Genomic DNA, 21,164 nt, shown 5'->3' on the forward strand with positions numbered 1-21,164 from the left:
TTATTATATACATTGTATGTGTTATCTTTCTTGATAGGTGTATTTTCCTATTATTACTATCAAAAAAATAGCGTAACTAAGCGTTTTATACGTATATTTCCTATTTGTATGCTTGCGTTTTCTCTTGTTAAGCATTCGTCTGTGGTATATTCCTATTACAAATATCTTATTTCTTATATAGAAATGCCCAAAGAGCTTAAAGGATATGATTTGTTAGATGACAAAGAGGTAAGACAAGCAGGAAAAATAATTATGCCTATTCCTCAAAGTGATATATATGCTTATACTGATTTGTTCTTTGACCCAAATGATAATTTGTTAGTGTATTACAAATATGATGCAGAAGATGTCAAGGCGCCCGTGGATTATATATTGAAATATGATAAAGAGGGAAACCTTTTGGATACCTTATATTTGGAAAATAATCAGAAAGAGAAGAGGAACATTACACTGAAAGAAGGCTATTTGATAGATTTTGTAGAAAAATCCTATTCTTCTTTTATGATAGATAGTAAGAAGGATTTTCTATCTATGAAAGAACTAAAGGGAGAGGGGAAACTCTCAGAAAAAGATATAGAAGCCTATTTGTTTGAGAATCCTACCGATTTGATAACTATTATACACATATATGGTGAAGAGAACCAAATTGTTATTATCAAAAAAGAAAATGAATTGTATTATTCCTATACGAAAGGTTTCTTCTCTTCAAAAGATATAGATTTTTCTTTTCCAGCTCATTTTTATTTGTTTACAACTTTCAAAAATCCTACTCCTGAAATAGGAGAAGCCCCAAAAGAGCGCCATATAGAACCTGTGTATTATTTGAAAAAACAAACCTATAATTCTGGACTTCAACTACTGGGAGAAAGAGAATCTTTTGAAGAAGAAAAATATCGAGGCGATGTATATTTCAAGTTGCTCTTGAATGAACAGCAGCTACACTTAAAGACTTTCTATTATCAAAATCTTTTTCCTTTTGGCCATACCGATGATATTCGCTATTATCAGAATCAGAATGAAACACTGGAAATATACAATGATATACGATTATATACTAACAGACACTTATCCTATGCTTTGCTCGGCACAGGATACAAATATTACCTAATAAAAAATAAATCTTGAAGATTATGAAAGAATATACGAAAAATAAAAAGGGATTTCCTATATTGGCTTGGCTTCCGATAGTAATTTTTATTGTTTTAGCAAAGATAAAATATTCATCAGATATTAATATTGACGTACCTATTAAGCTTTTTATCTATATTTCAGTAGGGATGATTGCTTGGCTTGTCTCGCTTGCTAATATGCTTACTTATGTCAAGCGTTATCATTGGTTGGTTATTCTATTATATAGTCTTGTTTTTGTGTATTATACAGTATAACTCTTTAAAATATAACCGTTTTACTAATTAAAAATTAATTATATGAAGAAAAAACCGAATATCAAAATAGGAATCATTATAAACATAGCACTTACTGTATTATCTATTGTTTATATGTTTGTATATTATATAGAACAAAATGGTTTCGAATTTAATTATAATAGTTTGGAATTTTTCATTTATCTTTTTCTGTTCTATATATTCCCTTTTATCATTGGGGTCAATTTATTATTCTTTTTATTTTATAGTTTCTTCTATAAATGGGCAAGAATAGGATTGATTATTACGTTATTAATGGCAGCTTTGTTTTATTTATAAAGATAATAATATTTTTATACTATCATTAGTTTATGAAAAAGAAACCGACTATCTCAGTAGGAATTGTTATAAGTTTGATTCTCTTACTTATCAATTTCTGTTACGCTATAACGGAACTTCTTCTCCAGTGGGATTATCTTTATTTTAGTAGTTTCGATGTTTGGATGATGTATTTTTATATAAATCTTATAGTAGTTCCTTTATTGATAGCTTTATTATTCTTTTTATTTTATAGTTTTTTCTACAAATGGGCAGAGAAATGGCTTTGGAATATAGTTTTTTTACTCATAATAGCATTAATAGTTTATTGGTTACATGGAGCAACTTTAGTTTTCTAAAAATATAAATTTTACACTTATGGAAAATAAAAAACCACACTTTGGAAGGGTATTTGGTGTTAGTTTCTTATTATATATTCTATATTTTGGGATTATAGATATTATAGACACTTCAATAGATAACAAACTATTTTTTGTACTTATAAGTCCTGCTTTTTTAGTATTGGGGATTTTGATTTTCTATGCATTTTATTCTGACACGGCAAGATATATGTTATTTTTCTTTATAACAATTGCTATGTTATATCTTTCTGTAATATTTACCTTAGTGGTAGGAGTTCTTATCTATTTTTCTTTCTTTTATAAATCAGAAAAAGTGAGGAAAATAGCCAAAATAGGACTTTTTATTTCGGGATTTTTTGCCATTCCATTAATAGCAAGTTTCTTTGGTTATGATGGACTTTATGACTCTATAGCAAAAACATTTTCGGATATGACACTTCCTTCTAAATATGAAAAATATGTAGCACTTAGTGGAAATACAGTTTCTTACAAAGGAAATACGATGGAGATGCTTCCCGAAGGAGAAAACAAATTAATAGAATTTGCTTTTGTCAATCAGAAAAATGAACTTATTATAAGTGATGATGAACCTTTAGGTTATTTATCCAAATATGATACGCAAGGAAATAGGATTGACACATTGAAAATAGAAAAAATAGAAGGAATAGACAATCTTTTTGATGGATTCTACGGGGATTATTTGATGGATTTCAAAGGAAAACGTTATTGCTCTTGGGCAATAGATGGCAATAAGTCTTTTCAACCTATAGAACAGCTTTCTGATTATGAAATGTCAGAAGAAAAAAGAATGGACTTATTTGGGCTAAAAAATAAAGAGCTTGTTAAAGATGAAGAGAGCCAAAGACGTGATAAAATCATTCCTCAATATTTCAAAAAAGAGAGTTCAGGAAGCAGTACCAGTTATGGAGATGGAGGAGAGATCTCTTATCGTACCACTTGGAAAGAGGGAGTTTTTTTCTTTTCTATTCAAGTGAATGGAAATACCTTTCATCTGAAAGATACAATGACTATGTCCGATGGTGAAAACCTCTTGGATAGCAGTACTTCCTATTTCTCTATCTCAGGAGGAACCTTAGAACAATACGAAAACTATCTGGTATATACCCATCCTAAGTGGGATTATGCTTTATTCGTTTATAAAAATTATTTTTTCTCGACGACTTACAGGTTATTTATCATCAAAAATAAAAAAGAATAGCTGTAAAAAGAATATTTCACCTATGAATCACGAAAAAACACCTTATACCGATGATACTATTGTTGCTTTAGCTACTGCCACAGGTGTGGGAGCTATTGCTGTTATTCGCCTATCAGGAAAAGAAGCGATAACACTCTCTGACAAAATATTCAAAACACTAAGTGGAAAACCTTTATCCGAGGCGCCTTCTCATACCGTCCATTTGGGAACGATTAAAAGTGAAGACCAAGTGATAGATGAGTGTTTGGCAACGATTTTCAAGGGAAAGAAATCCTATACAGGTGAACCAGTGGTAGAGTTCTCCTGTCATGGTAGTCCTTATATCATTCAGGAAGTGATCAAACTATGTTTGTCTCACGGAGCAAGACTGGCAGAAGCAGGAGAATTTACCAAGCGTGCTTTCCTCAATGGAAAATTAGCTCTTAACCAAGCCGAAGCGGTGGCTGACCTGATTGCCTCGGATAGTCAGGCCGCTCACCAAATAGCTTTGCAACAAATGCGCGGAGGTTTTACCTCCGAGATAGAAGGACTTAGACAAGAATTGCTTAACTTTGCCTCGCTGATAGAATTGGAATTAGATTTTTCAGAGGAAGATGTTGCCTTTGCCGATAGACGTCAATTGGAACAACTTTTGCAAAGGATAAAAACAACTCTGCAAAGACTTGTGCAATCTTTCTCCGCAGGCAATGCGATCAAGAATGGGATACCTGTTGCTATTGTAGGCAAACCCAATGCAGGCAAATCAACTCTGCTTAATACGCTGCTCAATGAAGAGCGCGCCATAGTGTCGGACATTGCAGGGACGACACGCGATACTATAGAGGAAACACTCCATATAGCAGGAGTTACTTTCCGCTTTATAGATACCGCAGGAATCCGTGATACACAAGATAAAATAGAAGCGATTGGGGTAGAAAAGGCGAAGGAAAAGATAAAAAAGGCACAAATCGTACTCTATTTGTACAACGAAAAAGAGAATACTACCGATGAAGTAGTCCAATTTGTACAAGAGAATTACCGAAAAGGATTAAAAATATTACTTTTACATAACAAAACAGATAATGAATATATAGGTCTGTCTGATTTTGATAAAGAAATAGAAGAAAAACTAAACCATAAAGAACAAAAATATGATTATGGTCAGCTAAGAATCTCGGCTAAAGAAAAAATCAATATAGAAGCACTCAAAGAGATCCTTTCTTTCTATGCCAAAGAACTCACCACAACAGAAAGTGCTACCATTATTACTAATATTCGTCATCTGGAAGCGCTTCAGCAAACCCTTATAGCTCTTGATAGGGTAGAGGAAGGACTTACTACACAGCTCTCAGGAGATTTGTTGGCTATAGATATACGAGAGATGCTCTACCACTTAGGCAGTATCACAGGAGCGGTGAGCAATGACGAAGTCTTGGGAAATATATTTTCACGATTCTGCATAGGAAAGTAAAGTAGCCAAACAAGAGAAAACAACATCAAACTAAAGTAAAATAAATCAGTTATTTACATTATAATTTAGTCATTTTGTTTTCTCTTGTTTGATTTTATTTTTACATTTTTTACTGTGTATTTACATTTTTTTACTACCTTTGCAACCAAAAATGTAAAGATAGTAAATATTATGAATATACATCTAAGACAAAGAGCATCTAAAAAAACAAGGAAAATATCCTTGTATTTAGAAATATATAAAGGATATATTAGAGAAGAAGGAAAGATTAAACATATAAGAGACTATGAATATTTAGATTATTTCTTGTATGAGAAGCCAAAAAATCAAGCAGAAAAACAGCATAATGCTGAACAATTGAAATTTGCAGAAGCTGTAAAAGCACAAAGAATTTTAGAAATTCAAAATGGAACTTATGGTTTCAATAATCTTCATTTACTAAATGCTAACTTCATAGAGTATTTCCAAAAACTTACAGATGAACGAAAAGAAAGTAACGGAAATTATGGTAATTGGGATAGTGCTCTAAAGCAACTTATAAAATATGCAGGGAAGATAGTTCCCTTCAAAGATGTTACTACTGAATTTTGTGAAGGCTTTAAGGAGTTTTTATTGACTAATAAAACTAAGACAGGGAAACCTTTGGCTAAAAATTCAGTCATCTCATATCTTAACAAACTAAAAGCAGCTTTAAACCAAGCATTTGATGATAAAATTATTAATGAAAATCCTGCAAAGAGAATCAAGAACATTAAACCAGATGAGTCAAATAGAGAGTATCTAACAAAAGAAGAAGTTAAAGCTCTTATGGAAACAGATTGTAGGTATGAAGTTCTAAAAAGAGCTTTCTTATTTAGTTGCTTTACAGGTATGCGTTGGTCTGATATTAATCAATTAACTTGGAGATATGTACGTAAGTCTGAAGATGGTTATAAAGTACACTTCTCTCAAAAGAAAACAAAAGGAGTAGAGTATTTAGATATTCCTGACATCGCTCTTGAGTATATAGGAGAAAAGGGTGAACCTGATGAGAGAGTTTTTGTAGGGCTTAAATATAGTGCTTATATGAATACTGCTTTAGCTCGTTGGGTTTTAGAAGCAGGCATTACTAAACTAATTACTTTTCACTGTGCAAGACATACTTATGCTACTATTTTACTAGAAGAAGATGTAAATATAAGAGTTATTCAAGATATGTTAGGGCATAAAGAGTTAAGAACAACACTAATTTATGCTAAAATTATTGACAAAAAAAGACGAGAAGCTGCAAGTATTTTTGATGCTGAATTTAAGAAGTAATAAGCTATGGAAAACTATCTACTATTTAGAACTGCATTAGAACCTTTAAATAAAAGAGTTCTTGAAATTGAACAGAGCATTTATCCTCGTAGACTTATTGAAGCAGGAGAAGAAAAAATGCTATACGGAACATTTGAGTCGGAATTTCGAAATTTCTATAAGTCTCAACGGAAACAAGGAAAATTTGTTACTAAAATAGAATTTTATAATTCTTTAATTGAAGAACTAAATGATATAGAATCTGGAGTTCTTAAATTTGAAAAAATATATGGGATAAGCAATAGCGGCTTATTAGACTATATTTTTAGTATCAAGCAATTTATAGAAGAGTTAATTCAGCAAGGTGGCAATAAACCTCAACCTGCCAAACGAAAGATAAACTCTAAACTTACCTATAAATGGTTGCTTAAAGAAGAGAAAATATATGAATTAAAAAAACTTTTGATAGATTATGAACTAATAGATAGCATAGATTTTCAGAGTTTCAAGGCTATATTTTCTGAAACTCCAATTACTCAAATTAAAAAAGCTATCACTTGGAAAAATGAGAATGTAACTCAACTTATTTACCTTATAAAGCAACTAAAGGAGAATAAAATTATAGATTCAACTAAAACTAATTTTGATTATAAGCAACTTTACTCTTGTTTTGTGAAGAATAATGATGAAATTTTCACCGAAAAAGCTAAGTCTCTCAAAACAGATATTGAGATAAAGATAAGTGCTGATTTCAAGTTGATTACAGAAGATATAGTAAATAAACTTACAAAGTAATTGTTTACCTTAATGTTTACCTTTCAAAAAGGTATTCAATGATTCTTTCCCTTCCTTTCTAATTTTGCGCCATAATTAAAGGAATTAGTTATGACAAATTTAGAATCAATGCAAAGCATAGAAGAAAGATTAACGAATCTTGAAAGAATTAATCAAGGAGCTAAAACTATTTTAACTTTAGAGGAAGTGGCTAAATATACAAATTACTCTAAAAGTTATATCTACAAACTTACAAGTAGAAGAGAAATACCTTGTTATAAGCCTAATGGAAAGCAACTATATTTCAAGAGAACTGAAATAGATGAATGGTTACTTACTAATAGGAAAATGACTAATAAAGAGATAGAAAGCGAAGTAGCTACAAAATCAGTTTTACAGCAAAAACGATTTTAAAATGGTTGATTTTGTAGATATTGAAGCTCCTTTCTCTTATGAAATTTCTTCAGAATCGTATGAGCCTTTCTATTGGAAAGAATTGTATTTTACTCCCAAATTTAAGAAAGGCTTTTTAAATGGTTTTGAAAGTGATTTTAAAGGATTGAAAATTATTCTGTATGAGGATAAAATACGGATTACAAATTCTTTGCATAAATTCTACAAGGGGAATAACCATTCTGATTTCACCTTTTCTGAACTTACTGACAGTATCAATATAATAACTAAATATTTTGAGACAGAAGCAAGTCAATTTGTAATTAGGAAATTAGAATATGGCTTCAATATAACTACCCACAAACCAGCAAAAGAATACCTCAACTTATTTGCTGAATATCACAATCGAGAATTTGAAAAAATGAAACATAAGCATATTTTCTATGGAAGAAAATGTGTGATGAGTGAGTATGCTCTAAAAGTTTATGATAAATTCCAACAGGTTAAGATAATGAATAATGTCTTAATCCCAGAAAATACACTTAGAGTTGAATTTTGTTATAATCAGAAAAGAAAGTTGCCTAAAACAATAAGAACTCTCTCTGATTTAGCTGATAATAACAAAATCAGGGATTTGTATAAAGATTTGAAAGATAGCTTCTCAAAGGTTACCTTTAGTGAAGAAGTAGATTTTAGTTCAATGTCTGATGAAGATAGAATGCTTTTTTATGCTTCCTTACATCCTGATTTTATAAAAGTTGAAGAAAAGCTAAATAAAAGCAATGCAAAAATAATAAAGTCAAAAATAAGGCAACTAAAGGAAAAATATCTTAGCAATAAGTTTAAGAAGACTTTTGTTAATTTATTGGATAACAAGTATATAGAACTTTATTGCTTATAAGTTATCAAACTTGTAATATAGTAGGAAGATTATAAAAAATAGAAGAAATATGGGTATGCCAAAATCAGATAAGAACACAATAGAAAGGCGAATAAAGTCCATATCCTCAATGCTCATTAATGGTAATAATAGGGAATTTATAGTTCTATACTGTTCTGAAAATTGGAATATAGGAGAAAGGCAAGCAGATAAGTATATCAGCAAGGCAAGAACTCTCATAGAGCAATCAGTAAAGAAGCAAGTAGCTTATGATTATGCTAAAGCAGTTAGAAGATATGAAGAGCTATACAGATTGAGCATAGAGAAGAAGGACTATAAAACCGCCTTGTCAGTGAATAAAGAATTAACTACCCTACAAGGGTTGTTTAAAATAGAAGTAGAACATTCAGGTAATATAGAGTTTATCTGTAATATACCTGATTAAAAGTAATAGTTATGAGAATAGACTTTTCACTTTATTATCAGCCTAAACCTAAGCAACTAATTGCTCATAAATGCAGAGCTAAGTATATGCTCTTTGGAGGAGCTTTAGGTGGAGGAAAAAGCTATTTTCTTTGTGCAGAGGCTATCAAAAATGCAATGAAATTCAAAGGTAACCGATTAGTACTTGTGAGAAAGGAACTCTCTGTTCTCCGTAGGACTACATTGGTTACCTTCTTTTCTATCTGCCCAAAGGAAATTATTAGGAGCTTTAATCAAACAAGCTTAGAAGTAACCTTCATCAATGATTCAAAGTTGCTGTTTCTTGATGCCAATATAGCCAAAGACCCAATGCTTCAAAAGATAAAAGGTTTGGAGATAGGTTGGTTTGGCATTGATGAAGCTAATGAAGTATCAGTTGAGGTGTATAATATGCTCAAAACTCGTTTGCGCTGGGTATTACCAAACAAGCAGAAACCTCGTTATGAAGGGCGATTGACCAGCAATCCTGAACCTTGTTGGCTTATTTCTACTTTCATTCAGTCTACTAATCCTGATGAGGTATATATCCAAAGTCTAACTACAGATAACTATGATGAAAACAGTGAGTATGTTATCACTCTAAAGGAAGCCTTTAAGGATAATCCTAAGTTTTTGAGGAAGTATCTTTATGCTGATTGGAGTGCTGTAGATATGATTAATCAGCTTATTTCAAGTGAAGTAATCATAAGTAGTGCAGAACGAATAGAAAATGGTTTAGAAGTTACTTCTATGGGGATTGATGTGGCAAGGTACGGAGATGATAAAACCGTCTTTACAATCCTTAAAAACGGTAATATTGAGCTAATAGAGAGCTATGAACAGACTTCTATAACAGAGATAGTAACACGAACCATACAGCTTATTCACGACTACAATATAGACCCTAATTATGTAGGAATAGATAGCGTGGGAGTGGGTGCTGGTGTAGTTGATAATTTAAAGTCAGCAGGCTATGATGTGATTGAATTACAGGGCGGTTCAAAGCCTGAAGAAAGCCAATATGAAGAAGCCTTTTTACCTTTTAATTTGCGCTCACAAATGTACTATGAATTGCGAAGAGATATGATGAACGGACAAATAGGTAACCTCACTGATGAAACTCTAAAGTTAGAATTGCAGTCTATTCAGTATGAAATCTATTCAGATAAGAAAGTGAAGGTTATCAGCAAAGAAGCTATTAAAAAGCTCTTAGGTAGAAGCCCTGACTATGCAGATAGTTTAGCCTATGCAAATTGGGTAAAGACTTATAGAGGAGGAATAAAATGGTATATGCCTATCAGTGGGGGATTATAATTATTGTAGCGTTTTATTTATAATTTATTTTTTTGAGCTTTTTCTTGTGAGTTTAAAATTATATTATTACATTTGCACAGTTAAAATATTATATTATGAATTTACTAAAAGTAAAAGAAATACTTAAAGATAAAGGTATGACTATAAATGATTTAGCAAATGTTATGGGTATAAATAGAGTTACATTAAGCAATATCATTAATGGAAATCCTACCTTAGAAACATTACAAAAAATAGCTAATAGCTTAGGTGTCAAAATAACTGAACTATTTATGGAAGTAAATGAAAATAGATATTCTATTTCAAAAAATGAATTTGGAAATTATTATAGCTATAATGATGAAAATGTCTTCCTAAATTCCTTTTTACCTCATTTGATAAAGAATGAAGTAGGTAGTTTTTCATTAGATATAAAGCGGAAGGAGTTTTCTATAGTGCCAAATCGTTCAGAAATTTATGAGTTGGTATCATCAGAGGAGAGCATTGAAGAAATTGTTTTCAAAGGAAATTCAAAAGGTCAAGTTTTGGTGAAATTATTTTCGTCTTTCACATCATTAACTTTGGCTGAATATAGTAGTTTTTGTGAAGCATTGAGAATGTTTATATATTTTCACAAGCAGTGTGAAGATGAATTAGCGTCTCTTTTAGGAGCTTCTAATTTTAAAAAAGAGAACTATAATAGTGATTACTATTTATTAGGTACAGTAAATAGAATAATATGGAACAAATTAATAGCTCTTACTAAAGTATATGACTTAGATAGTGATAAAGATGAGTTGGGGAAATATAATTATACAGGGCGTGATATAATGATGTATAATTTGGAAATAGAGAGAAATTATAATATAAAAATGTGGATTTCTCCTATAGACCATTTATCTACAGATAAAGAAGTTATGATTGGTTGGAAAATACCAAGAGATTTTAATAGGAAACTAATAGTAGAAAATTTAATTTTCAATGCTCAAGAGTCTTATGATTTTCTCTATGGTACGATGATACCAAAGGCGATAGATTTGTAGAATAAAGACTGTTAAAAATTTTGTAACATCACAGAATTGTACTACCTTTGTCGCTCCATTTTACAAGAAAAGAATAGATATAGAAGAAAAAACATTTTTAACATAAATACATATTAGCGTTTAGCTATTATTTTGTGCTTCTTAAAATCGCCAATTTTATAGTACCCTACAAAATAATAAGTAAAAACGCTCACGCTTCGGCGTGGGCTGTACTTATTAGGGTACGGGTGTTTGGCGATACCTAAGAACAAATAAGGTTATGCAGTCCCACGCTTTTTTATTTTATATTACTAACCGCTTTTAGGGGCTGAAAAGCATTCAAAAACTATCTTTTTAGCTTATGAAAGCATTAAAAATCTTCTTGACTTTGTTCTGTATGGGAGTCATTGTGAGCTGTTCTAAAGATGAACCTGCTTCTGCTTCAACAAAAGAACAACCTACACCTCAACAAACTAATTTTCCTACAGTTAAAAGCTTTTCTGCACAAGAGGTTACTGTAGGAGATATTATTACCATTGAAGGAGAGAATTTTGTTCCTTCACAAACCTACACAATTACTTTTAATGGAGTAAAAGGGACTATCAAAGAAGTAACTTCCAACCGTCTAAAAGTAGAAATTCCTGAAGAGGCTACATCAGGAGAAGTTATCCTATCTTCCAATGAAACTTCTAAGAGTATAGGTCGCCTAACTATTCTTCCTAAACCAAGTGTTTTATATGCTTATGTAGCCTATAGTAAAATTGTAAAATTAGACCTTCAAACAGGTAAAGAATTAGAAACCATTGCTGAAATAGGTAAGGAATACTTGGGAAGAGGTATTTACTACTTAAAGAGTACTAATGAAATTATAGGCATACAATCAGGAAATTCAGGACATTATTTATTCAAACTTAATGTAACTACAAAAGAGATTATAAAACTACCTTGTAACCATTATGAGAAGGTCATAATAGCTAATAATGAACCGTATGCTTATGATTTGCGCAACCATAAAATTGTAAAATTAGACCTTCAAACAGGTAAAGAGATAGAAACTATTGCTGAGGTAGGGAATGATTATTTAAGTCATATTCGCTTCTCTAAAAGTACCAATGAGATTATTGGAGAACAAACAAAATATAATGCAGAAACATCGGAGAGAAAGAATAGTTTGTTCAAACTTAATTTAACTACAAAACAGATTGTAAAAGTGCCTTTTAAAGGATATGAAAGGCTTATAGTCGCTAATGATGAATTATATGCTTATGTAGCCTACAATAAAATCGTAAAATTAGACCTTCAAACAGGTAAAGAGTTAGAGACTATTGCAGAAATAGGAAAGAACTATTTAAGCCGTATTCAATTCTCTAAAAGCACTAATGAAATTATAGGTTTACAATCAGGAAATGAAAATGAAGAGACCTATTTCAAACTAAACCTAAAAACTAAACAGTTCTCAAGGACACCTCTTAAAAGATATGAGAGTTTCATCATAGCAAATTATTAATCTTAAAAACAATTCATTTTATGAAAGTAGCAAAATATATTTTAGCAGTAATTACATTACTTTTAAGCGTATATGCCTTTATAGATAAAAGAATTTTATTTGGCATTATGTTGTTAGCTATTGGAGCATTAATTTTGCCTCCTATCTCTGATAAGTTAAAAGAGAAATTCAGCTTTTGGAACAATAAAATAGTAAGATATGTATCTCTTTTTGTTCTATTAATGATAGGTGCAACCAATTTACCTCCTGCAAGAGATACAACAATCATCAACTACATACAAAAAGAAACTAACGACAAAGCTCTTAATGAGCTAAAGAAATTGGAATCTGTAGGTAATGATTTAGGAAGCAGTTCTGCAATGGCAAACCCTAAAGAATTTCTCAATAAAAAGGGAAAGAATACAATGGTATTTGACCCTAAGTTTGATTTTAGTAAGGCTACCAACTACCTAAAAGAAGATAATGAAAATGGAGCGATTCAAAACTTAGTGGTAGAATTTGACTTTGATTCCAACAATGCAATCACGTCAAAAAGAACTATTATCACCTATTCAAAGAAAGGAGAAGTTACTTATCCTAACAACGAAATTCCCGCAATAAGTACCCTTATAGACTATCAGGCTATGGAGACTTATAAAAAGACATTAGCACAAGAAAAAGAACGTTTAGTAGAGGAAAAACGATTGGCTAAACAGAAAGAAGAGCAAGAAAAACAATTAGAGAAACAAAGAAAGGAGCGAGAAGAGAAGATAGAAAAATTTAAAGATAATTGCTTTAGTGCTTGGGACGGTTACCATAGAGATTTGGTGAAATATGTAAAAGGGCTAATGAATGACCCTAAAAGTTTTGAACACGTAAATACAACATACGTAATGACTAATGATGGTTATGCAATTATCAATATGGTCTATAGAGGTAGGAATGCTTTGGGAGGTATTGTAACAGAAAGTATAAAAGCCAAAATTGACCCACTTGATTGTTCAATCATTCAAATTATAGAATAGTTTAAAATACAAATATGAAAGTAGCAAAATATATTTTAGGAATATTATTCATAATAACAGGTTTAGGTGTTATTACTCAAAAAAGCATTATAACAGGAATTGCTTTTGTAATTCTTGGGGTTGTTCTTTTACCCACAGTTTCTGATAAACTCAAGGAAAATGTGAGTTTTTGGCAAAACAAAATAGTTAGGTATGTTTCTTATATTGTACTATTTACAATAGCAGGAGCTACTGCTCCTAAATCTTCTGAAACATCTTCTTCAAAAGAAGAAAACAAATCTAAAATTATCATCAAGACAGAAGAAAATACAACAGAGCAAGAACCAGCAACTGCTCAAAAAGAAGAACCTCTAATAAAGTATGAAATTCAAGAAGATTTGACTACTGTTATTCGTTATGACAAAGCTCCTTCTTACTTCGTTTTGATAGACAAAATCAATCTTAAAAACAATGATTTTATAGCTGAAATAGAAAGAGTTATAAATAAGATTGTTTCAGAAAAAGGAGGGAAAATTACTATTGATTTTTTTGACAATAAAAAAGCATTAGACCTTTATTGCAAGAGTCATTATGTAACAAATACATTAGGAAGGAGTTTAAATACATCAGAAAATGGCTTATTAGCTCCACATCATATAGTATTATTTTCAGGAGAGGATAATGTAGACATACACTATAACACGTTGTACATCTTTCCAAATGCTTCAAAAGATACTCCTAACATAGGGAAGTATGTTAAAACAAAAGAGTTCAATCCTAATGTAAAATAATATGGGGTTTCGTTTTCGTAGAAGTCAATCATTCGGAGCTTTCAGACTCAATTTTAGTACATCAGGAGTTGGGATGAGTGTAGGAGCTGGTGGTTTCAGATTGGGACTAAGTAGCAATGGACAGCTATATAACACTATCAATATTCCTAATACAGGGCTTACTTATCACTCTAACCTATTAAGAAGCAGAAACACATCGCAACCGTCAAACTCCTATCAACAAGGAATAAACCTATTAGGCTTTTCTATTGATGAAAACAAATATGGTAATAGCGATGGTTGTTTGACCTTTCTCCTTTGGTTTATATCTATCTGTTTGATTCCTTTTGTAATAGGAGTGATAATGATTTTCTTTTTAGTCAGAAGGTCTCGTTCTCCTAAGAAGGTTGTGAAAGCTCATCTTGAAACGGCTATATCTAATTTCTATAAGGGAAATTTTGAAGGAGCTGTTGCTACATTAGATACCGCTCTCTATAAAGTACCTTTAAGTCCCTATGAATCTGATATAGTAGATTTAAAAGGAGTCTGTTTGTATTATTTAGGACGGTATGCAGAGTCAAGCGATTGCTTTGGTAAGGCTTTGAGCTTAAATCCAAGTTCTGAAAGGCTAAAGCTCCTTTATGTAGAAACACTTATTCTGAAGGATGATAAGACTGATTGTCCTAAAATTATTGAGCTATACGAAGATTTGCTTTCTCGCAAATATGATGAAAGACAAGTACTATTGACAGGGAATTGTTACTACCTTTGTGAGAACTATGATAAGGCAATTTCGTACTTTCAGAAGATACCTAAAAACAGTGAATTATTCCTAAAAGCATTGCAAGGTATAGCTAATAGTTTCATAAGTAAGAATCAAATAGATTTAGCTATAGAAACCCTTAAAAAAGCACCTTTGCGCACTTCTAATCCTGATGATGATTTGATAGACATTATGTTTCTATTAGGCAATCTCTATGAAGAAAAAGGAGAAAAAGAGCAGGCAAAGCAACTCTATCAAAAAGTCTATACACACAGCATAGAGTATGAGGATGTAGCACAACGGTTACAAGAGTTAGATACCTAAATAAAAAGGCAAGCTGAAAGGCTTGCTTTTTTTATTTGTGATTCTTTAATCTGACATAGTGTCTCTTTTTAATTAATTAACTGACATAGTGTCTCTTTTTTATAAAATGGAATATATTTTGCCCCTATGTAGGAAAAACAATAATTTTGCCCCTATGGATAAAGCACGCTACTTAGAATCTGTTATTGATTCTTACAAAATATCTAAGGAAGAAAAACTCTTAGAAAAATATAAAACAAAAAGGGATGAGGTAAAGAGAGCTTTAGAGGAAAAATATAAAGGCAATATTTACTCTCCTTTTAATTCAGGCTCTTATGCTAAAAACACAGCTATCAACACTAAATTTGATTTTGATATGGTTACTCCATTCAAAAGGAATGCTTTTGGTGCAAGTGGAACATTAGAGCAGATGTATAATGAGGTGTATGACTTCCTTTGTGAAAAATATAAAGATGAAGCCTCTATTAGAAAACAGAAAGTTTCTATTGGTTTGGAATTTAATTCTGATAAGGATGGAGATTCCATAAAGATTGATGTTGTTCCTGGTAGAGAATATAATCAAGAACGATACAATTATGATAAAAACCTAAATCTATATGCGTATAAGCAATATGAGAATTTTGAAAAAGGGAGTGATAGAATTAAAACAAATATACAAGCTCAGATAGATAATATTAGAGGTAGAGCTACCAATGAGAAAGATTCAATAAGAAAAATTATTCGTCTATTAAAAGTATGGAAAACCAGCGCAAAAAGAGAGTACCCCAAATCATTTTTCTTAGAATTAATCACAATCCGAGCTTTTGATGATGGGAAAATTGAGGGCAATGTGTGGGAGACCCTTAGAATCGTATTAGATTTTATCAAGGATAATGTAACTAAAGAAAACTTTGCATTGAAGGACCCTGGTAATAGTGGTAATAATCTAATAGATACATTAACAAATTCTGAAAGAGAGCAACTTTCTCGTGATATAAAGAATATGTTAGAAAGAATTGATGAGGATGAAGACTATTTAAAGTATTACTTCCCTGAAAATCCTAAATTTAAAAGCAAAGAGGATAATAACAAAACAAAAATGCCTCTTCCACCTCCTAATCTTAATTTTGGGTAATGTAACTTATGAACAGAGAAAAAAAAATCAATAGTACGATAAAGAACATCTCTGATGTAACTATTATTAATCCTTTTATAACATTAGAAAATGGTGTTATAAAAGGATTAATATCTATTTTTGTAGAAGAGACAGGCGAGTCTATTAAGTTTGATGTTACTATAAATAGTTCATATCCTTTTAAGTACCATAATGACGAAAGTATAAAATTCAGTAATAAAAAATTGCTGAAATATAAGCATATTATGAAGGATGGAAATATCTGTATTCATTCTCCTCATAGTGTTTTGTTAGAAGAAAAATTAAAATATGATATTGAAGCTGTAAAGCTGTGGATTAGGCAATATTATATTAATGATACAATAGAGTCTCATTATGAACATCTTATTGTTTCTCCTGAAAAAATTAAGGATAGATATTATTCTTTTTTCTTTAATATACCTGAAAATCCATTCAATAAAAATGAATATGGATATATAGAATATTCAGAAATAAGTACATTGACATATTATCAAGAACTAATTTCTAATAATATTATTCAATTTTTAAGTTCAAAAACAACAAATAAAGTTATTGATGTAGAATGGAATCCTCTTCTTAAAGAAATCTCCACAAAATTAGGTCTTTTCATTTTTATCAAGGACTTTCCGTCCAATAATCAACGATGGATATTTGAAAAATGGGGAGAATTTGAAGCATTATTACCTCAGCAGTTTTTAGACTTTTTGTATAATTTTGCTGAGTACAATAAGGAAAAAAATAAGAACTTTATTTTTCCTTTACTAATGGGTTATGATATACCCAATAAGGAAACCCATTGGGAAGTAGCTATGTTAGAATCAAGAACATTACCTACTAAGGGAGAAAAAATAAATAAATTATGGCATACTAAATTAATTGAAGATGTAAAAGTAAATTGGGCAATAACAAAAAATTGTTCTCCAAAATATTTTTTTGGTAGAGGAACATTATGTGAGGCTCTTGTTCAAAGTAAAATATTAGTGATTGGCATTGGAGCTGTTGGAAGTATTTTAGCGAAAACATTAGTTAGGTCGGGTTGTACAGAGCTTGATGTAATTGATTTTGATATAAAAGAACCTGAAAATGTATGCAGGTCTGAATATCCTTTCATTACAGGCATAACTAATAAGGTAGATGATTTAATAGCAAATCTCCTTACAATTTCTCCTTTTTTAAAAACAAAGAATAGTTATTATTTTTCAGAGTTGTTTGAACCTTTTTTGAAAACAAATCTAATAAACTATGAATTAAAAGGAAAGATGGAAACATATTTATGTGGGTATGACATTATTATAGATTGTACAGCTGATAATGATTTGCTTTATATTTTTAGCCAATTAGATATTTCCTCTGAAATATTAAATATATCTATTTCTAATTATGCCAAACAGTTAGTTTGTGCTGTTCAAAATAATAGATATGATTTTGTTTTAAAACAGTTTCAAAGACTGAGCTCAAACTTAAAAGAAGAGGATTTGTATAATCCTACAGGCTGCTGGAGCCCTACATTTAGGGCTTCCTACAACGATATTAATGTATTAGTTCAATTTGCTATAAAACATATCAATATAAGAAAAAAGAATGGACAAGAATTACGAAACTTTATTCTTGATACAAAAGAAGATGATTTTGGAATTATTTTAAAAGAGTTTTAATTTGGAAGTAAGTATTCAGTCAATAGGGATGAGCCTTAAAGTATCAGATGAATTGTTATTCTCATTGTACAATAAGGGAAAAGAGTTTTATCCAAATGAATTTGGAGGGTTCTTAATAGGATATTTTGAAGATGACACTCATTTAGTAATTACTGACTCAATATTACCTATAAAATACAAATCTACTAAATTCAATTTTGAAAGAAATACAGAAGGGTTAGAAAAAGAGTTTATTGACAAATACAATGAAGTGCCAAAGAAAACTTATATAGGAGAATGGCACACTCATCCTGATAACAAGGCAATCCCAAGTAAGACAGATATTTCAGCAATACATACAATAGTCAAAGAGCCTAATAGTATAAAGAACCCTGTACTTCTGATTATTGGATATAATAAAGAGGAAGAAGTTGAATTTGATTTTTACATTTACTATAAAAATAAAATTTACAAATATGAATAAAGTTGATTTAAAAATGCTTTTTAGTGGTTTACAAAACCAAATGTCCGCACAACTTAACACCAACAGAGATTTTATTTATCATCCTGGTTCAAAAGGTGATTCATTAGAAAATGCGTGGATTGAATGGTTAAGGAAATACTTACCTAATAGATATTCTGTAGATAAGGCTATTGTAATAGACCACGAAGGGAATACAAGTCAGCAAATAGATATTGTTATATATGATAATTGGTTCACACCTTTCATATTTAATCAAAATGGATTTTATTACATACCTGCAGAAGGTGTATACGCTGTTTTTGAAGTAAAACCTGATATACAAGGTAATGTAGGAAAAAAATCATATATTGAATATGCAGGAGAAAAAATAGAAAGTGTTAGAGTCCTAAAAAGAGAAGCTGCTAAATTTGTGAATGGAGGAAATATTTGTAACCCTCGTGCTTTAACAAAAATATTAGGTGGTATATTGTGTAGTACAAACTCCTTTTCAAAAAAAGATACAATAGAAGAGCATTTAAAGAGTTTAACAGGCTTAAAAACTATTGATTTAGGATGTATTGCAGATTATGGAAGTTTTTATGTAGATTATACTCCAAATGAAGAGATTACTCAGGTAGGGCAGGAAGCCTATTTGAAGTTTTATTCTAATAGAAAATTTAATGACCTTCATTTTAGTAGTGAAGAACATTCTTTTATAACATTTTTTATGCAATTAACAAGATATTTACAACAAGCAATAGGGACTATTCCAGCAATAGATTTAAATGCTTATCTAAATAGTATAGGGGAAAGAGTAGATGAATTAATATAAAAAAGGTAAAATAGAGAATAATTTTGTTGAATCACAAAAAAATACGTACCTTTGTGCAAAGAAAAACCACTTTTCTAATAACTCAAAAAACAAAGTATTTTTTCTCTTATTTCACCTTAATTTCTTTATTTTGGTTGCGTTTTTACATTTTTTTACCTCAAAAATCATCTTAATTCATTGATAAACAAAAAATTATATGTTAAACTTCACATTCTGCATAGGAAAGTAAAAATGCAAGAAAGGTAAATAGTGATTATTTAATTAGTCCGTGCCAATTACAACAACCTTGCTAAAGGGATAACAGCAACTACCGAATATATAGAACGTTTCTTTAGAAATCTACTTTTAGGCGAAGATAACGAGCTTAAAAACCGGTATTTATTAGTAGGTGAAGAATTTCAAAGTGCAAAAGAACAAATTTCAAAGTGCAAAATTTGCACTTTGAATTGCACTTTAGAGGAAATGGCAGTATTACAATACTTACAACAGAATCCTACCGCTACTCAAAAGATTATTGCCGAGCATATAGGAAAATCAGAACGTACCGTAAAGACTATTACGGCAAATCTGGTAGAAAAAGAACTTATCGAACGCAAAAATGGTAAGCGAAATGGCTTTTGGGAAGTAAAAACAAACAATTAATTCCATAAAATAAATATTATGATGACATCAACTTACAATTTCGATCTTTTTAAAAAACGCTTAAACCTATTTTTAGAAAAGATAGAAACCCTTGGTGGTAATATAGACCCTTTAACAATAGGAAAACCAGCTACCGAAGAGGAAATCAAAGCAGTAGAGGAGCAATTAGGCTATATATTGCCTTCGCATTTCCGTGAAGTACTCTTGGAAAACACCGCTCATTTGGATTTTTATTGGGATATCAACGACATTACAGACGAGGGGGACATTTCTCTACCTGATAAATTAGTTGAAATCTTTCGTGGACAGTTGCTTTTTGGATTGGATTTGCTTTTGGACTATGAGGACGACCGCAAAGGTTGGGTAAAAGAGGTATATCCCGATTACAATAACGAATATGATCGTGTTTGGCATAATAAAATGGCTTTTCACCAAGTAGGCAACGGCGATTATATCGCTATTGAGTTAGAACCAGAGAATTATGGTAAGGTTGTGTATCTTAGTCACGATGGCAGTGAGAACCATGGACTCTATATAGGCAGTAACTTTAAAGAATTTCTGATGAACTACGCTGCTATTGGCTGCATAGGAGGAGAGGATTGGCAATGGGAACCTTTTTATACCGAAGGCAAAGGCATAGACCCAACCTCAGAGAACGCCCAAGCTTGGTATAAGGTATTGGGGATAGATCCTAAGGAGTTGGGGTAAAACAAAAACAAGCAATTTATAGCTGAGGCTATGAAGGTATTGGGTTATGTGAACCGCTTTAGTCGTGGTGTATATAGGGTACAGAAAGAATTGGAAGAGAATGGAAATGGAAAGGCTTCTTTTGATTTTTCACTTATTACCGCTTTCAGAGTTGTAGAACCAATTTCTACAACCTACTTTGAAGAAGGTTTTGGAGAAGAATCTGACAATAAATCTGACAATAAATTAGGAGAATCTGACAATAAATTAGGAGAATCTGACAATAAATTAGGAGAATCTACCAATAAAACACCCATTAAATCGGAAGAAACACCCAATAAATCTGAGGAACTACCTAATAAATTGGAGGGACTACCTAATAAATCTGACAATAAAATCTTAAGTAATATTGAACATAAGATAATAAAGGCTATAAAAGAAAATCCTAGAATAACGAGGAAAGAACTGGAAAGTGAAATAATAGATGAGAGAAATAGTGTTAGATACTATATAGAAAAACTAACCAAAGCAGGGATTATCAAGCGGGAAGGGGCTAAAAAGAATGGGAAATGGGTAGTGGTTGATAGAGAAGAATTAGAAAAATAAATA

At 31.1% G+C, this 21,164-nt stretch carries 22 protein-coding genes; all 22 read left to right on the plus strand.

The annotated features are described in order from the left end of the window. Window positions 1–108 precede the first annotated feature (108 nt). The 22 genes from HMPREF1154_RS11160 (at window position 109) to HMPREF1154_RS11275 (ending at window position 21,161) form a co-directional block, all read left to right on the plus strand. Window positions 109–1,125 (plus strand): hypothetical protein, encoded by a 1,017-nt coding sequence (locus HMPREF1154_RS11160; RefSeq protein ID WP_232211998.1) that lies wholly within the window; start codon window positions 109–111, stop codon window positions 1,123–1,125. A 5-nt stretch (window positions 1,126–1,130) separates the two neighbouring features. After that, entirely contained in the window at window positions 1,131–1,385 is a 255-nt protein-coding gene (locus HMPREF1154_RS11165; RefSeq protein WP_034567424.1) for a hypothetical protein, read from the plus strand. 675 nt (window positions 1,386–2,060) lie between these two features. Next, window positions 2,061–3,263, plus strand: a complete 1,203-nt coding sequence (locus HMPREF1154_RS11180) for a hypothetical protein (protein ID WP_009642716.1) — start codon at window positions 2,061–2,063, stop codon at window positions 3,261–3,263. A 22-nt stretch (window positions 3,264–3,285) separates the two neighbouring features. After that, window positions 3,286–4,713 (plus strand): tRNA uridine-5-carboxymethylaminomethyl(34) synthesis GTPase MnmE, encoded by a 1,428-nt coding sequence (gene mnmE, locus HMPREF1154_RS11185; RefSeq protein WP_009642703.1) that lies wholly within the window; start codon window positions 3,286–3,288, stop codon window positions 4,711–4,713. Window positions 4,714–4,884: 171 nt separating this feature from the next. Then, complete coding sequence (locus tag HMPREF1154_RS11190) at window positions 4,885–6,012, plus strand: tyrosine-type recombinase/integrase (RefSeq protein ID WP_009642709.1); 1,128 nt, start codon at window positions 4,885–4,887, stop codon at window positions 6,010–6,012. Window positions 6,013–6,018: 6 nt separating this feature from the next. Beyond that, complete coding sequence (locus HMPREF1154_RS11195; RefSeq protein ID WP_009642733.1) at window positions 6,019–6,786, plus strand: hypothetical protein; 768 nt, start codon at window positions 6,019–6,021, stop codon at window positions 6,784–6,786. 90 nt (window positions 6,787–6,876) lie between these two features. Beyond that, window positions 6,877–7,179 (plus strand): helix-turn-helix domain-containing protein, encoded by a 303-nt coding sequence (locus HMPREF1154_RS11200; protein WP_034567426.1) that lies wholly within the window; start codon window positions 6,877–6,879, stop codon window positions 7,177–7,179. A 1-nt stretch (window position 7,180) separates the two neighbouring features. After that, window positions 7,181–8,059, plus strand: a complete 879-nt coding sequence (locus HMPREF1154_RS11205) for a hypothetical protein (RefSeq protein ID WP_009642746.1) — start codon at window positions 7,181–7,183, stop codon at window positions 8,057–8,059. Window positions 8,060–8,168: 109 nt separating this feature from the next. Next, window positions 8,169–8,483 (plus strand): hypothetical protein, encoded by a 315-nt coding sequence (locus tag HMPREF1154_RS11210; RefSeq protein ID WP_009642710.1) that lies wholly within the window; start codon window positions 8,169–8,171, stop codon window positions 8,481–8,483. An 11-nt stretch (window positions 8,484–8,494) separates the two neighbouring features. Then, on the plus strand, window positions 8,495–9,814 hold the full coding sequence (locus HMPREF1154_RS11215; protein WP_009642717.1) for a phage terminase large subunit: 1,320 nt from the start codon (window positions 8,495–8,497) through the stop codon (window positions 9,812–9,814). 95 nt (window positions 9,815–9,909) lie between these two features. Beyond that, window positions 9,910–10,836, plus strand: coding sequence for a helix-turn-helix domain-containing protein (locus HMPREF1154_RS11220; RefSeq protein WP_009642740.1), 927 nt, complete (start codon window positions 9,910–9,912; stop codon window positions 10,834–10,836). A gap of 340 nt (window positions 10,837–11,176) precedes the next feature. Continuing rightward, window positions 11,177–12,322: an IPT/TIG domain-containing protein gene (locus HMPREF1154_RS11225; protein ID WP_083846554.1), complete on the plus strand. Its 1,146-nt coding sequence runs from the start codon at window positions 11,177–11,179 to the stop codon at window positions 12,320–12,322. Between the two features lie 20 nt (window positions 12,323–12,342). Continuing rightward, entirely contained in the window at window positions 12,343–13,326 is a 984-nt protein-coding gene (locus HMPREF1154_RS11230; RefSeq protein ID WP_009642754.1) for a hypothetical protein, read from the plus strand. A 14-nt stretch (window positions 13,327–13,340) separates the two neighbouring features. Next, on the plus strand, window positions 13,341–14,096 hold the full coding sequence (locus HMPREF1154_RS11235; RefSeq protein ID WP_009642735.1) for a hypothetical protein: 756 nt from the start codon (window positions 13,341–13,343) through the stop codon (window positions 14,094–14,096). A gap of 1 nt (window position 14,097) precedes the next feature. Continuing rightward, window positions 14,098–15,162 carry a DUF4236 domain-containing protein gene (locus HMPREF1154_RS11240; RefSeq protein WP_083846555.1) on the plus strand — a complete coding sequence of 355 codons (1,065 nt, stop codon included), beginning with the start codon at window positions 14,098–14,100 and terminating at the stop codon, window positions 15,160–15,162. Window positions 15,163–15,316: 154 nt separating this feature from the next. After that, window positions 15,317–16,276, plus strand: a complete 960-nt coding sequence (locus HMPREF1154_RS11245) for an SMODS domain-containing nucleotidyltransferase (protein ID WP_034567428.1) — start codon at window positions 15,317–15,319, stop codon at window positions 16,274–16,276. A gap of 8 nt (window positions 16,277–16,284) precedes the next feature. Next, on the plus strand, window positions 16,285–17,952 hold the full coding sequence (locus HMPREF1154_RS11250; RefSeq protein WP_009642702.1) for a ThiF family adenylyltransferase: 1,668 nt from the start codon (window positions 16,285–16,287) through the stop codon (window positions 17,950–17,952). 1 nt (window position 17,953) lies between these two features. Beyond that, window positions 17,954–18,415: a Mov34/MPN/PAD-1 family protein gene (locus tag HMPREF1154_RS11255; RefSeq protein WP_157231280.1), complete on the plus strand. Its 462-nt coding sequence runs from the start codon at window positions 17,954–17,956 to the stop codon at window positions 18,413–18,415. Beyond that, window positions 18,408–19,226, plus strand: a complete 819-nt coding sequence (locus tag HMPREF1154_RS11260) for a DUF6602 domain-containing protein (RefSeq protein ID WP_009642756.1) — start codon at window positions 18,408–18,410, stop codon at window positions 19,224–19,226. Before HMPREF1154_RS11255 ends, HMPREF1154_RS11260 begins: the two co-directional genes overlap by 8 nt. A gap of 462 nt (window positions 19,227–19,688) precedes the next feature. Further along, window positions 19,689–19,868 carry a winged helix-turn-helix domain-containing protein gene (locus tag HMPREF1154_RS13800; RefSeq protein ID WP_009642715.1) on the plus strand — a complete coding sequence of 60 codons (180 nt, stop codon included), beginning with the start codon at window positions 19,689–19,691 and terminating at the stop codon, window positions 19,866–19,868. A 21-nt stretch (window positions 19,869–19,889) separates the two neighbouring features. Beyond that, a complete protein-coding gene (locus tag HMPREF1154_RS11270; protein WP_009642759.1) occupies window positions 19,890–20,576 on the plus strand; it encodes an SMI1/KNR4 family protein in 687 nt (228 codons plus the stop codon). Window positions 20,577–20,606: 30 nt separating this feature from the next. Further along, a complete protein-coding gene (locus HMPREF1154_RS11275; RefSeq protein WP_009642743.1) occupies window positions 20,607–21,161 on the plus strand; it encodes a winged helix-turn-helix domain-containing protein in 555 nt (184 codons plus the stop codon). Window positions 21,162–21,164: the final 3 nt, after the last annotated feature.

This window comes from Capnocytophaga sp. CM59, from assembly GCF_000293175.1.
In the GTDB taxonomy this organism is placed as follows: domain Bacteria; phylum Bacteroidota; class Bacteroidia; order Flavobacteriales; family Flavobacteriaceae; genus Capnocytophaga; species Capnocytophaga granulosa.